The sequence below is a fragment of the Citrobacter freundii complex sp. 2025EL-00176 genome, assembly GCF_053309355.1.
The window spans coordinates 1-13,494 of sequence record NZ_JBRYHT010000027.1 but is presented as its reverse complement, the minus strand read 5'-3'; the positions used below and the strand labels follow the sequence as shown (position 1 = coordinate 13,494).

General features: G+C 53.5%; 11 protein-coding genes and 1 pseudogene. 5 read left to right on the top strand and 7 right to left on the bottom strand.

All coding sequences use genetic code 11. The annotated features are described in order from the left end of the window. Nucleotides 1-130: 130 nt before the first annotated feature. The 4 genes from ACVXHP_RS24080 to ACVXHP_RS24065 all read right to left on the bottom strand — a co-directional run bounded on the left by ACVXHP_RS24080 (nucleotide 131) and on the right by ACVXHP_RS24065 (nucleotide 2,866). Entirely contained in the window at nucleotides 131-976 is an 846-nt protein-coding gene (locus ACVXHP_RS24080; RefSeq protein ID WP_001749984.1) for an ANT(3'')-Ia family aminoglycoside nucleotidyltransferase AadA16, read from the bottom strand. A 180-nt stretch (nucleotides 977-1,156) separates the two neighbouring features. Then, complete coding sequence (gene dfrA27, locus ACVXHP_RS24075; protein WP_001749985.1) at nucleotides 1,157-1,630, bottom strand: trimethoprim-resistant dihydrofolate reductase DfrA27; 474 nt, start codon at nucleotides 1,628-1,630, stop codon at nucleotides 1,157-1,159. Between the two features lie 132 nt (nucleotides 1,631-1,762). Next, nucleotides 1,763-2,215 (bottom strand): NAD(+)--rifampin ADP-ribosyltransferase Arr-3, encoded by a 453-nt coding sequence (locus ACVXHP_RS24070; RefSeq protein WP_001749986.1) that lies wholly within the window; start codon nucleotides 2,213-2,215, stop codon nucleotides 1,763-1,765. A gap of 96 nt (nucleotides 2,216-2,311) precedes the next feature. Then, on the bottom strand, nucleotides 2,312-2,866 hold the full coding sequence (locus ACVXHP_RS24065) for a fluoroquinolone-acetylating aminoglycoside 6'-N-acetyltransferase AAC(6')-Ib-cr5 (protein ID WP_063840321.1): 555 nt from the start codon (nucleotides 2,864-2,866) through the stop codon (nucleotides 2,312-2,314). Between the two features lie 291 nt (nucleotides 2,867-3,157). Between ACVXHP_RS24065 and intI1 the strand changes: the two genes are divergently transcribed. From intI1 to ACVXHP_RS24045, 4 genes and pseudogenes are all read left to right on the top strand, one after another. Then, nucleotides 3,158-4,171: a class 1 integron integrase IntI1 gene (intI1, locus tag ACVXHP_RS24060; RefSeq protein WP_000845048.1), complete on the top strand. Its 1,014-nt coding sequence runs from the start codon at nucleotides 3,158-3,160 to the stop codon at nucleotides 4,169-4,171. A gap of 202 nt (nucleotides 4,172-4,373) precedes the next feature. Then, a complete protein-coding gene (locus tag ACVXHP_RS24055; RefSeq protein WP_000454193.1) occupies nucleotides 4,374-4,724 on the top strand; it encodes a DUF3330 domain-containing protein in 351 nt (116 codons plus the stop codon). Between the two features lie 76 nt (nucleotides 4,725-4,800). Then, nucleotides 4,801-5,445 (top strand): annotated as a pseudogene (locus ACVXHP_RS24050) (SulP family inorganic anion transporter); the annotation flags it as partial. 191 nt (nucleotides 5,446-5,636) lie between these two features. Beyond that, nucleotides 5,637-6,334 (top strand): IS1-like element IS1B family transposase gene (locus ACVXHP_RS24045; protein WP_095033700.1). Its coding sequence is split into 2 segments (ribosomal slippage): nucleotides 5,637-5,886 and nucleotides 5,886-6,334, totalling 699 coding nucleotides; the frame shifts between segments, so codons are not numbered across the junction. 382 nt (nucleotides 6,335-6,716) lie between these two features. Here ACVXHP_RS24045 and ACVXHP_RS24040 read toward each other — a convergent pair. Next, nucleotides 6,717-7,739 carry an IS110 family transposase gene (locus ACVXHP_RS24040; RefSeq protein ID WP_000156887.1) on the bottom strand — a complete coding sequence of 341 codons (1,023 nt, stop codon included), beginning with the start codon at nucleotides 7,737-7,739 and terminating at the stop codon, nucleotides 6,717-6,719. Then, nucleotides 7,736-10,801 (bottom strand): Tn3 family transposase, encoded by a 3,066-nt coding sequence (locus ACVXHP_RS24035; RefSeq protein ID WP_261452510.1) that lies wholly within the window; start codon nucleotides 10,799-10,801, stop codon nucleotides 7,736-7,738. The genes ACVXHP_RS24040 and ACVXHP_RS24035 overlap by 4 nt, the downstream gene beginning before the upstream one ends. 167 nt (nucleotides 10,802-10,968) lie before the next feature. Here ACVXHP_RS24035 and ACVXHP_RS24030 point away from each other — a divergent pair, with 167 nt between their 5' ends. Then, the gene (locus tag ACVXHP_RS24030; RefSeq protein WP_000470623.1) at nucleotides 10,969-11,604 is read left to right on the top strand and encodes a recombinase family protein; all 636 of its coding nucleotides are present in this window, start codon (nucleotides 10,969-10,971) and stop codon (nucleotides 11,602-11,604) included. Nucleotides 11,605-11,659: 55 nt separating this feature from the next. Here the strand turns inward: ACVXHP_RS24030 and tnpR are convergent, their stop codons facing one another. Continuing rightward, nucleotides 11,660-13,375, bottom strand: coding sequence for a Tn3-like element Tn4401 family resolvase TnpR (tnpR, locus tag ACVXHP_RS24025; RefSeq protein WP_004152391.1), 1,716 nt, complete (start codon nucleotides 13,373-13,375; stop codon nucleotides 11,660-11,662). Between the last annotated feature and the right edge of the window lie 119 nt (nucleotides 13,376-13,494).

The window sequence follows — 13,494 nt, the reverse complement described above, 5'->3', positions numbered from 1 at the left end:
TGCGTTGCTCATGATGTCTAACTCCCAATTTGTGTAGGGCTTATTATGCACGCTTAAAAATAATAAAAGCAGACTTGACCTGATAGTTTGGCTGTGAGCAATTATGTGCTTAGTGCATCTAACGCCTGAATTAAGCTGCGCCGCGAAGCGGCGTCGGCTTGAATGAACTGTTAGACATCATTGGCGTGGAGCCGAGCAGACTGGCGGCTTCGTGCTTCACAAAGTAAATGAACGCAGTCAACTGATCAGCGCGTGAGGCCAAGCAATCCATCCCTTGTCCAAGGTAAGCCTGCTGGGCTTCAAGCAGCACGGGCTGATGTTGGACGGGCAGGCGTTCCATTACCCAGTTGGCAGCTACATCCTTCGGCGCGATCTTGCCGGTTGCTGCGCTGTACCAAATGCGAGACAAAGTAAGCACTACATTCCGCTCGTCGCCTGCCCAATCCGGTTGTGAGTTCCATAGTTTCAAGGTGTCGGCCAGTGCTTTGAATAGATCGCTTTCCGGGACTGAGTTGAAGAAATCTTCCGCGGCCGAACCTGCCAAGGCAAGGCTGTGTTGCCTTGCTTTAGTTAGCAGAATAGCCAGATCAACATCGGTTGTCGCGGGCTCGAAGATGCCCGCAAGAATGTCCTTGCGCTGCCACTCCCCGAATTGCAGTTCCCGTCTGGCTGGATAACGCCAAGGAACAACATCGCCGTACACGACGATGGTAACTTCCAAGGCACGGAGAGCTTCACTTTGGCCGGGAGAAGCGGAAACTTCCAGGAAATCTACGAACAGAGCCTGCCGCACAGTCTCATCGAGCTGTGCAGTCACAGTAACCAGCAAATCAATATCACTGCATGGCTTCAGGCCACCGTCGAGTGCAGAGCCGTACAAATGCACGGCCAGCAACGTCGATCCCAGATGATGCTCGATGACGTTGAGTGCCTGTGATAGCTGTACCGAAATCTCGGCGGGCACTGCGTTGCTCATGATGTCTAACTCCCAATTTGTGTAGGGCTTATTATGCACGCTTAAAAATAATAAAAGCAGACTTGACCTGATAGTTTGGCTGTGAGCAATTATGTGCTTAGTGCATCTAACGCCGCTAAGCAGCGGCACATTTTGCGTTTTGAGCGCAGCGAAGCAAAATGTGTCCGATGGCTTGGATGGTTAACCCCTTTGCCAGATTTGATAGCGATAATTTATATTTGAATGAAATTCCTGCTCGAACACCACATTGAACTCTTTGGGGATTTCCGGAAAGAAAACATTGCCCTCTGGCTCGGAATCTATTGTCGAGATATGTAGCGTGTCGGCATGGGCGATCAGACTCTTGTAGATCTCTCCACCACCAGAAACAACAACATGGTTCGTAAGAGTCTTTAGCTCCCTCATTGCTGCTTCTATAGATGGAAACACAACCACATCATCGTTAGTAGCTACCGATCCTGAGCGGCTGACAACTGCATACTTTCTATTTGGGAGAGCCCCCATTGCCTCAAATGTTTTACGGCCGACTAAGAGCCATTGATTGTAAGTTATTGCTTTAAAAAGCAGCTGCTCACCTTTAGCGTTCCACGGGATATCCGAGCCGCAGCCAATAACCCCATTTCTTGCTTTTGCAGCCATTAGTGATATTTTCACGATACTCCTTTGGGTTAACGCCGCCATAAACGGCGACAGGGTGGCGCGCCTATTGCGCATAAAATGGCGAAGCCATGCGCAACAGGCGCGGAATCTCTGGCGTCCGGTTTGATGGCTTTGTTATGCAAAGGACTAGTCTTCAATGACGTGTAAACCACGGCGCTTTAAGTCCTCCAACGAATCCAACATTCCCCTTATTAATTCAACAGGATGCCCCTCCCAGTCTTCAACAACGCCAACAATTCTCAAGGGTTCGCAGGTTCTATAGGACTGTGTTGGATTACCGGGAAATCTTTTGTTCGTAAGATTCGGATCGTCTTCGAACGGTCCTGTTGGCTCAACTATGTATATGTAGCCGCGACCCTCGAGGCCAGACAGTGACATAGCAAGTTCAGCTCCCCAAACTGCTGGCTCCATCAAGGCTGAAAAGTAGATGTGCTTAAGAATACGACCGTCCTCGAAATGAGAGATGAACCCTGTGGTTAGCAAGTCACCAATCGCCAAATTGGCTTTGGTTCCATGATAGAACGGTCCTTGCACCTGCTTGTAATTATCATGAGAGATGGGAATCCAATCTTTTACCATTTTAAGACCCTTAATTGTTGGGATTTGGCTGCATAACGTTTGACATGAGGGGCGGCCAAGGGCGCCAGCCCTTGGACGTCCCCCTCGATGGAAGGGTTAGGCATCACTGCGTGTTCGCTCGAATGCCTGGCGTGTTTGAACCATGTACACGGCTGGACCATATGGGGTGGTTACGGTACCTTGCCTCTCAAACCCCGCTTTCTCGTAGCATCGGATCGCTCGCAAGTTGCTCGGCGACGGGTCCGTTTGGATCTTGGTGACCTCGGGATCATTGAACAGCAACTCAACCAGAGCTCGAACCAGCTTGGTTCCCAAGCCTTTGCCCAGTTGTGATGCATTCGCCAGTAACTGGTCTATTCCGCGTACTCCTGGATCGGTTTCTTCTTCCCACCGTCCGTCCCCGCTTCCAAGAGCAACGTACGACTGGGCATACCCAATCGGCTCTCCATTCAGCATTGCAATGTATGGAGTGACGGACTCTTGCGCTAAAACGCTTGGCAAGTACTGTTCCTGTACGTCAGCAAGTGTCGGGCGTGCTTCTTCTCCGCCCCACCACTCGACGATATGAGATCGATTTAGCCACTCATAGAGCATCGCAAGGTCATGCTCAGTCATGAGGCGCAGTGTGACGGAATCGTTGCTGTTGGTCACGATGCTGTACTTTGTGATGCCTAACTTTGTTTTTGCGTTGCTCATGATGTCTAACTCCCAATTTGTGTAGGGCTTATTATGCACGCTTAAAAATAATAAAAGCAGACTTGACCTGATAGTTTGGCTGTGAGCAATTATGTGCTTAGTGCATCTAACTTTGTTTTAGGGCGACTGCCCTGCTGCGTAACATCGTTGCTGCTCCATAACATCAAACATCGACCCACGGCGTAACGCGCTTGCTGCTTGGATGCCCGAGGCATAGACTGTACAAAAAAACAGTCATAACAAGCCATGAAAACCGCCACTGCGCCGTTACCACCGCTGCGTTCGGTCAAGGTTCTGGACCAGTTGCGTGAGCGCATACGCTACTTGCATTACAGCTTACGAACCGAACAGGCTTATGTCCACTGGGTTCGTGCCTTCATCCGTTTCCACGGTGTGCGTCACCCGGCAACCTTGGGCAGCAGCGAAGTCGAGGCATTTCTGTCCTGGCTGGCGAACGAGCGCAAGGTTTCGGTCTCCACGCATCGTCAGGCATTGGCGGCCTTGCTGTTCTTCTACGGCAAGGTGCTGTGCACGGATCTGCCCTGGCTTCAGGAGATCGGAAGACCTCGGCCGTCGCGGCGCTTGCCGGTGGTGCTGACCCCGGATGAAGTGGTTCGCATCCTCGGTTTTCTGGAAGGCGAGCATCGTTTGTTCGCCCAGCTTCTGTATGGAACGGGCATGCGGATCAGTGAGGGTTTGCAACTGCGGGTCAAGGATCTGGATTTCGATCACGGCACGATCATCGTGCGGGAGGGCAAGGGCTCCAAGGATCGGGCCTTGATGTTACCCGAGAGCTTGGCACCCAGCCTGCGCGAGCAGCTGTCGCGTGCACGGGCATGGTGGCTGAAGGACCAGGCCGAGGGCCGCAGCGGCGTTGCGCTTCCCGACGCCCTTGAGCGGAAGTATCCGCGCGCCGGGCATTCCTGGCCGTGGTTCTGGGTTTTTGCGCAGCACACGCATTCGACCGATCCACGGAGCGGTGTCGTGCGTCGCCATCACATGTATGACCAGACCTTTCAGCGCGCCTTCAAACGTGCCGTAGAACAAGCAGGCATCACGAAGCCCGCCACACCGCACACCCTCCGCCACTCGTTCGCGACGGCCTTGCTCCGCAGCGGTTACGACATTCGAACCGTGCAGGATCTGCTCGGCCATTCCGACGTCTCTACGACGATGATTTACACGCATGTGCTGAAAGTTGGCGGTGCCGGAGTGCGCTCACCGCTTGATGCGCTGCCGCCCCTCACTAGTGAGAGGTAGGGCAGCGCAAGTCAATCCTGGCGGATTCACTACCCCTGCGCGAAGGCCATCGGTGCCGCATCGAACGGCCGGTTGCGGAAAGTCCTCCCTGCGTCCGCTGATGGCCGGCAGCAGCCCGTCGTTGCCTGATGGATCCAACCCCTCCGCTGCTATAGTGCAGTCGGCTTCTGACGTTCAGTGCAGCCGTCTTCTGAAAACGACAATGGAGGTGGTAGCCGAGGGTGTGGAAACACCCGACTGCCTTGCGTGGTTGCGGCAGGCGGGTTGCGACACGGTGCAGGGTTTCCTGTTCGCCAGGCCGATGCCGGCGGCGGCCTTCGTCGGCTTCGTCAACCAATGGAGGAACACCACCATGAACGCCAATGAACCGAGCACCAGTTGCTGCGTGTGCTGCAAGGAAATCCCGCTCGATGCCGCCTTCACGCCGGAAGGGGCCGAGTACGTGGAGCATTTCTGCGGGCTGGAGTGCTATCAGCGCTTCCAGGCGCGGGCCAGCACTGCGACCGAAACCAGCGTCAAACCGGACGCTTGTGATTCGCCGCCGTCAGGTTGAGGCATACCCTAACCTGATGTCAGATGCCATGTGTAAATTGCGTCAGGATAGGATTGAATTTTGAATTTATTGACATTCGATCATCAACGTTAAATCGGGTGGTCGCGGACGTTTATCATCCTTCGCTGCAGGCGTTTTTTTACTTGTGATGGTGGTGTTTTTAGGAGAGTGGTTAAAGCTTATTCCTATGGCGGCACTGGTTGCCGTGATGATCATGGTGGCTATCGGTACATTCTCTTGGGATTCAATCCGTAATCTTAAGCATCATCCTATGTCAACCAACCTTGTGATGGTGGCGACGGTTGTGGTCGTGGTCGCTACCCATAACTTAGCAATTGGGGTATTTGTAGGTGTATTACTCGCGTCCCTATTTTTTGCTAATAAAGTGGGACGTTTTATGGTGGTTAAGAGTACAACGACTGCTGCTGACACTGGTCGCCATTATCAGGTTATTGGACAAGTCTTTTTTGCTTCATCAGATAAGTTCAGTAATTCATTCGATTTTAGGGAAGTGGTTGATAAAGTGACTATCGACTTATCTCAAGCACATTTTTGGGATATTACCGCGGTATCGGCCCTCGACAAGGTAGTGATTAAATTCCGCCGCGAGGGGACTGAGGTTGAGTTGATTGGCCTTAACGAAGCCAGTGCCACCATAGTCGATAAATTTGGGGTACACGATAAGCCAGAAGAAGTTGAAAAAATGATGTCTGGTCACTAAGCCATTAGCAACACAACAACAAAGGAATAAAACGATGACAAATGTGATTGCTTGTATTGACGGTTCAAATGTGACATCCGCTGTATGTGATGCCAGTGGCTGGGCCGCCTTTCAACTGAATGCCCCTGTAATCCTAGGTGATGCTGCCAACTTACTGATTTAGTGTATGATGGTGTTTTTGAGGTGCTCCAGTGGCTTCTGTTTCTATCAGCTGTCCCTCCTGTTCAGCTACTGACGGGGTGGTGCGTAACGGCAAAAGCACCGCCGGACATCAGCGCTATCTCTGCTCTCACTGCCGTAAAACATGGCAACTGCAGTTCACTTACACCGCTTCTCAACCCGGTACGCACCAGAAAATCATTGATATGGCCATGAATGGCGTTGGATGCCGGGCAACCGCCCGCATTATGGGCGTTGGCCTCAACACGATTTTCCGCCATTTAAAAAACTCAGGCCGCAGTCGGTAACCTCGCGCATACAGCCGGGCAGTGACGTCATCGTCTGCGCGGAAATGGACGAACAGTGGGGATACGTCGGGGCTAAATCGCGCCAGCGCTGGCTGTTTTACGCGTATGACAGGCTCCGGAAGACGGTTGTTGCGCACGTATTCGGTGAACGCACGATGGCGACGCTGGGGCGTCTTATGAGCCTGCTGTCACCCTTTGACGTGGTGATATGGATGACGGATGGCTGGCCGCTGTATGAATCCCGCCTGAAGGGAAAGCTGCACGTAATCAGCAAGCGATATACGCAGCGAATTGAGCGGCATAACCTGAATCTGAGGCAGCACCTGGCACGGCTGGGACGGAAGTCGCTGTCGTTCTCAAAATCGGTGGAGCTGCATGACAAAGTCATCGGGCATTATCTGAACATAAAACACTATCAATAAGTTGGAGTCATTACCCTCCCCTCAAAGCCATATCACGTACGTTAATCCTGACTTCATTAAAATCAGTGGTTTCACTGAGGAAGAACTATTAGGGGTCAGTTTGGATATCGAAAATTATTGTACTATAAGGACTTCCCCGGCATGTCAAAGCCGGTATTTATGGTTTCTGTCTGCTCTTCAGTAAAAATAAAGGGGAGAGACTGCGGTACTATAAACGGCCATGATGAATCGTCATCGATTCGGGCCCTGATGAAAGACGCGCGTGAGGTTCTTGTTCGTTAAGCGGATACGTATATCCTGTACAATAGCCAGATAGGCCTCACGGGGTCTAACCCTTTATCATCAACGAATTGCAGGTCAGATGGTTATACAGCTTCGAGCTTTAGTTGACTGAGTACAGCCGGAAATCATCACCGTAATGTAGTGATGCCCAACACAGCCGCGCATTTTTGGCGGCGATGGCCACAACAGCCCGCCAGTACCCTCTGCGCTCAACCAACATACAAACCCAACGGCTGAATGAGTCAGTCCTTTTCCCGGCGCCAATAAGCACTGAACGAGCCCCCTGAACCAGAAGCGTTCGCAGATACGAATCACCGGCTTTTGTGATCCTGCCGAGTTTCGACTTTCCCCCGCTGCTGTATTGTGATGGCGTCAGCCCCAGCCAGGCTGCCAGTTGACGTCCATTTTTAAAATCATGTGCATTACCGATACTGGCGACCAGTGCACAGGCCGTTGTGGGACCAACGCCCTTTAGCTCCATCAGCCGCTGACTGCGATGATCTGTTTTGGCTATGTGGGACAAAATTCGGTCATATTCAGTGATGTTAGCTTCAATGCGATCAACGTGTTCCATCAAATCATCAACACATTGCTGAACCTGAAGCGGTAAAGAGCTCTTCTGCACAGAAACCATGTGGCGCAGGGCATCAGCACTTTGTGGCGCGATGACACCGAATTCAGATATCAATCCTCGCAGACGATTATACGTTGCTGTTTTCTCTTCGATAAAACCCTGACGGGTACGATGTAAACACTGCATGGCCTGCTGGCTTTCGTCTTTCACTGGTACGAACCGCATATGCGGACGACGAACAGCTTCACAGATAGCCTGAGCATCAGCTGCATCATTTTTTCCTGATTTTCCGGCCATACGATAAGGCGATACAAACTTAGCAGCCATCAGACGTGGCTCATGACCATACTGCCGAAACAATCTTGCCCAGTAGTGAGCCCCGGAGCATGCTTCCATCCCGATAACACAGGGAGGCAAACTTGCAATTAACTCAGGAAGTGCAGCACGCGATACTTTAGGCTTAACCAGAACAGTTCTACCATTTTGATCAACACCGTGAACAGCAAACACATTTTTAGCAAGATCGATACCGACAGTCGTGATAGTCATAACGAATTCCTCCGGGACGATGTGTACCCCATGATTGCACAAGAGTTAATCAGGCGCATAATCAGGGGAAGTCCCTTCCATTCGTTAAGGCTATTTTTTGACCTTTCGACTTTAGCGGGTCTCAACCGACGAAACTTACCGGAAGCCGGTATCCTGTTGCTTTTCCAGATATAATCCCCTGTCAGATTAATGTGCTCCCAGCCTAACGGCGACAAATGTGACAGCAGTTGCTCGTTGATCTTCACCCCTTTACGCTTCAGGGCATCGATCGCCCTTTCCATATAGACGGTATTCCACAGTGAGATAGCAGCCGTCAGCAGCGTAAGCCCACTGGCGCGATAACTCTGATTTTCCGGTTTTCGGTCCCTGATTTCACCCAGCCGGTGCAGGAATACCGCCCGCGCCAGCGCGTTACGGGCTTCTCCTTTATTCAGCCCCGCCTGTACTCGCCGACGCAGTGTAGGATCGCGGAACCAGTCGAGCATAAACAGCGTTCGCTCAATGCGGCCAATTTCTCTCAGTGCTTTGGCAAGTCCGTTTTGCTTGGGGTAGCTGGCCAGCTTTTTCAGCATCAGAGATGCTGTCACGGTTCCCTGCTTTATCGAGGTCGCCAGACGCAGCACTTCACGCCAGTGAATTTCGATCTCTTTCAGATTCAGGCTGGTCGTTGATATCAGTGACTGAAGCGCCGGGTACCGGTCTGCTTTCCCTTGGATAAACAGCTTCTTGTCGTGGAGATCCCTGATTCGCGGACAGAACGCAAATCCCAGCAGATGCATCAGGGCAAAGACATGATCGGTGAAACCCGCTGTATCGGTGTAATGCTCCCTGATTTCCAGGTCGCTTTCGTGGTACAGCAAGCCATCGAGAACATGGGTTGAATCCCTGACTCGACTGATTATGCAGGTATAAAACGGGCTGTATTGATCCGAAATATGGGTATAAAACTGACGTCCGGGCTCCTGCCCGTATTTCGGGTTAACCTGCCCTGCGTAGCGGCCTGAGCTGCCTGTTCTGAAATTTTGTCCGTCTGATGATGACGTTGTCCCGTCTCCCCAGAATGCCGCAAGTGGTCTTTTCCCCTGCGCGTTTACCAGCTCTGCAAGGGCGGCTGAATAGGTTTCGTCGCGGATGTACCATGCCTGGATATCTTCCAGTGATGATTTGGTGCTTCCGGGGCAGGCTTCCGCCATTTTGGTCAGACCAAGATTGATGCCATCCGCAAGGATGGTGGTGAGGAGCAGGCGGGTATCGGGACGGGTAATGTCATTTTTTATATGCGAAAAATGTCGGGTAAACGTCGTCCAGCTGTTTACCTCATCGAGAATTTCCGTGATTTTAGGACGCGGTAGCATGCTGTAAACCAGCTCTGCCAGCGGTGAAACCTGCACCGGGACGCAATTATCCAGCGGAGATACTTTTACTCCCCTGTCAGATATTTCCACATCGGGCAGCTCACCAAGGGCAGCCATGGCATTGACCTCTTCAAGTCTGGACTGAAGCAGGGTCATACGGCTGGTAATGTACTCATGATAATCAGCAGATACGGGCAGGGGTAGCGCCGGTGTGAGTTTGTCAAAGTCCTTTTCGGGAATGAGGTAATCATCAAAGTTTTTGTAGCGGCGTGAGCCTTTAACCCAGATGTCCCCGGAGCGCAATGCCCCCTTAAGCTCGCTGAGCGCACAAAATTCATAGTACTGCCGGTCAACACCCGCAGGTGTAATCACCACCTTGCGCCAGCTTTCAGGGACAAACTCAAGCGGCGCTGTCGCCGGAACTTTACGTGACTGCTTCCGGTACATATCCTTGATCACAACCAGCGCATCAGCCAGAGGTTGCGCTGCCGGGGTGGCGACTAACTGTAAAGCGGATAACATGCGCGGGGCATATTTCCGTAATGTGCTGTATTTCTCAGTAATAATATGCAGCGGATCAAAATTATTTTTCCTGGCGAGATGGCGTGTTTCCTCCAGACTGGCGACAAATTCAGGCCATGGCAGTATGTTTTCTATTGCGAGCCATGGATCGCCACCGGAATCACGGGCTTCAGACAGTGCCTGGCCGACATCGATGTACTGCCTCAGTTTTGACTGGATCAGCTTTCCGGTCTGCTGAAGGCGCTCAGCCTGTGTTCTTTTGGCTTTGCTGAACAGGCTGTTCAGCATGCGTTCATGCAGCTCAATCACTTCATCTGTCAGTGTGGCTCGGGCTTCTTCCAGCACGCACACCAAGATCGCATGACGCCGGGCTGCTGAAAATCGGGTCAAATCCCGGCTACTCATCTTCCGGCCTTCCCGCGCCAGTTTCAGCAACCGGTTCTGGTGAATGGTACGATCTATACCTTCCGGTAACGCCAGCGATTCAATGCTACTGAGCCGATCAAGGTGTTGTAGCACGTTCTTACCATTGATTTTACCTGGCGGTTGCAGAAGCCATGTCAGTCTGGAAAACTGATTATCTGAGGACTCAAGTAAACGATCAAGGGCATCCCTGTGAGCCGGAGTTAACGGGGCATTCAGGGTCTGAAATACGATTTTATCGCCGCCAGCCATGGCCTCCGCACAGGTACGCTCCACGACATCAATCGCGGGGATTATCACGTTGTTCTTCCGGAGCCAGACCAGCAGTTCTTCGGCCAGGAGAATACCTTTATCGGTGCGCGTCGCCATCGGCAGCAGGTGTGTAATACAGTCCTGCTGTATTTTGCCGGTGAACGCTTTTACGCCAAGATAGCGGTACAGTTCGGTTAAATGCTCGCGCCGGGTGGTATCCCTGCCGGAAAGGTAAGCAGGCCAGAGATCCCCGGTAAGTTTTAGCCTGCTGGCGATATGCTTCAGCAGCGCATCAGAGGGTGGGATTTTTTTATCCGGTGCAAAGCCGACATTTTTCAGATAGCAAAGAAGGACGGCAAAACCAAAACGGCTGGCAGGTTTACGGTGAGCACTGATAAGCGCCAGATCATGCTCACTGAAATAGGCCATTCGTGTCAGCGTTAACTCATCGTCCGGTAATGCCAGTAATGATTCTCTTTCCGACAGAGAAAGAATCTGCCTCCTTGCCATATAGTTTCCCTCATAAATTATCCGATGCGGTATTTTTAGCAAAAATGGTTATCGCATAAGGGTACACCCTGACGCCATATTCAAAACGTGACGGCACACGATGAATGACATAACCTATATGCGATAGATTAAATGCAATAACTTAAATGCGATAACGTGGTGGAAAAATGTTCATCAGAGCTTATTTAAGGGCATCGACGGAAGATCAGTTCGCCGATCGGGCAAAAGAGATGCTGGAGCAGTTTGTTCAGGAGCGGGGACATAAAATAGCCAGTTACTACCGGGAGAACATCAGCGGTACAAAACTTGACCGCCCGGAACTGGGGCGCTTACTGATGGACAGTCACCGCAATGATATTTTACTGGTCGAGCAGATAGACCGTCTGACCCGTCTGAGCAACAGCGACTGGATGACGCTGAAAAAGCAAATCGAGCAACACGAGCTGCGGATTGTCAGCCTCGATGTACCCACCTCATGGCAGGCGCTGTCAGATAAAGATCCTTCGCAGGCTGACCCAATCACCCGCGCCGTGATAACCGCCATCAATAATATGCTTATCGACCTGATGGCCGCGATGTCGCATAAGGACTGGCTGAGCCGCCGCCATCGGCAGAAGCAGGGAATTGAACGGGCACATACGCTGGGAAAATACCGGGGCAAACAGGCCGATCAGGAACGACATAAGAAAGTTCTGTATTACCGACAGGTCAAGAAACTGAGCATAAGAGAAACTGCTGAAGCCACCGGTTACAGCACATCTCAGGTCTGCAGGATTCAGGCCCTGTTCAGGCCTGAAAATTAAGCAGGGGTTCTAAGCGGGAATCCCAGAAAATTCCGTCATTCCGTATGATGAAAATTCAGTCGACTCCTCGCTTGACGTGACGAGCGCCAAAAGCCTGCCGCATCTGCCTGGCGCGCTCGAGCTCATCGCCATGCAAATACATCGACGTCGTGGCGATCGACGCATGGCGTAGGTTGTCGCGCACCGCGGTGAGCTGAGCTCCCCGGGCCAACGCATGGCTGGCATGACTGTGACGCATCCAATGAGGCGTGGCACGGCGCAGCTTTTCGGCGGCGACCGGATGATCGGCCTCAATGGCCTCAGCGGCTTGCGTAAAGAATCTTCGCAACACGCACCAAAGGTGAGGGCCGGTGATGCCGGCATTACCGTCTTCCCCAAGACTGCCCACCAGGGGCGTTTTCGGATTCCACCGTTCCCGGCTGACTGGCAGTTGACGCTGTGCCAAGTATTGGTCCAGCGCCGTATACGCGAGCGGCGGCAAGGCCACCTTACCTGGTTTGCCACCTTTGCCAACCAAATGCAGCCAGTGGTCACCGTGCTCGTCGAGGCGGACATTACCCAGGACGGCGCCGACCAGTTCGCTAGCGCGCAGGCCCGTGGCATAGCCGAAGTCGAGCATGAAGCGCAGGCGTTGTGCTGCCGGCTCGGACCAGCCGTAGGACCATTCCAGGCCGTCTGCAATGGCGCGCAGCAGTAGCCATTCTCCCTCGGTAAAGCCTCGCGCCGTATCCAGTGCGGGCCGCAAGGCGTGACCGCGTACCTTGACGCCGGCGAAAGGGTTGGCCAGCACATAGCGCTGCTCGATGAGCCACCGGAACAGCGCCGAGAGCACCGTCAGCGCATACGCTGCCGAGCGTGCGGACAAGCCGCCCGAGAAGGGGCGCCATTCCACCGAATCGCGTGGTCGAGGTGGCCCCACCCAACGCTCGCGCGGGGTCGGGTGCCGGACAAAGGCCCGGTACGCGATTGCATCGTCCGTGGTCAGGGATGATAGCGCCCGTCCGCGTTCGACGATGGCCCACAGGATTAGCCGCGCAGCCTCCTTGCGATAGGCGCGCTGTGTGGCGACAGTCTCGTGCAGCGCCAGCCAGGCCTGCACGGCCTCGTAGTCGTTGGTCGCATTCAGCGTGCAAGCGTTGCGCGGGGCCCGGAAATTGCCCTGCGAGCCGTCGACTTCGTTCGGCAGACGCAACTGCTCCCACGGCACGATGCCGCTGGGCTGAATAATCGGGATCAGGGCCCGGGCGCGCTCGGTGAGCTGCGGATGTGCGGCAAAGAAAGCCTCGACCTGCCGGGCGCCTGTCATGCCGAGTCCCTCGATGGCTTTCCACCAGCCACGCCGGCGGGGAATGCGCACGGTCAGCGCCGAGAGGGTGTGGATACCGTACGCCTGCAGTGCCCTGACGGTCCTCGGAGACAGCCACTGGTCGATGCTGTCGCTGATCTGGGGCTTCGGCGCCGGCAGCGTGGGCAAGAGCCGGATCGCGCGTTCGACGGCACCCGCGCGCCCCTGTCGCTCTTCGGGGGCGTGCTGGAACACGTCGGCCAGATCCGGCCGGTGGCGGCTGTTGGCGAAAACGATGAGCTGGCGGCGGATATGCCCCAGCATCCCTCGCGCTGATTGACCGGCGGCCTTGCGTGCCGCCAGGTAGTGTTCAACGGCCGCGCGAGAGCTGAGTCCCGCGTACCAGCCGCGCAAGGCAGCCAGCGAATCCGCATCGGGAAAGCCGACTGGGGTAGAACTCGAAGCCGTAGTCTGGCCCGTTTTCATATGGACAGGTTGCGATTCGAAAAGCGAGTAACGCGATAATAAGGGGTCGGTTCCGGCTGAGGGCGAAATGACACCCTAAGCTTTCGGTTCCTTGGGCCAAAGATATTCGCCAGTCAGTA

Bases quoted from the DNA above. Each gene is read 5' to 3' on its own strand.
- ACVXHP_RS24040 (WP_000156887.1), bottom strand. From the start codon at position 7,739: ATGACTATCACGACTGTCGGTATCGATCTTGCTAAAAATGTGTTTGCT.
- ACVXHP_RS24070 (WP_001749986.1), bottom strand. From the start codon at position 2,215: ATGGTAAAAGATTGGATTCCCATCTCTCATGATAATTACAAGCAGGTG.
- ACVXHP_RS24035 (WP_261452510.1), bottom strand. From the start codon at position 10,801: ATGGCAAGGAGGCAGATTCTTTCTCTGTCGGAAAGAGAATCATTACTG.
- intI1 (WP_000845048.1), top strand. From the start codon at position 3,158: ATGAAAACCGCCACTGCGCCGTTACCACCGCTGCGTTCGGTCAAGGTT.
- ACVXHP_RS24080 (WP_001749984.1), bottom strand. From the start codon at position 976: ATGAGCAACGCAGTGCCCGCCGAGATTTCGGTACAGCTATCACAGGCA.
- tnpR (WP_004152391.1), bottom strand. From the start codon at position 13,375: ATGAAAACGGGCCAGACTACGGCTTCGAGTTCTACCCCAGTCGGCTTT.
- ACVXHP_RS24055 (WP_000454193.1), top strand. From the start codon at position 4,374: ATGGAGGTGGTAGCCGAGGGTGTGGAAACACCCGACTGCCTTGCGTGG.
- ACVXHP_RS24030 (WP_000470623.1), top strand. From the start codon at position 10,969: ATGTTCATCAGAGCTTATTTAAGGGCATCGACGGAAGATCAGTTCGCC.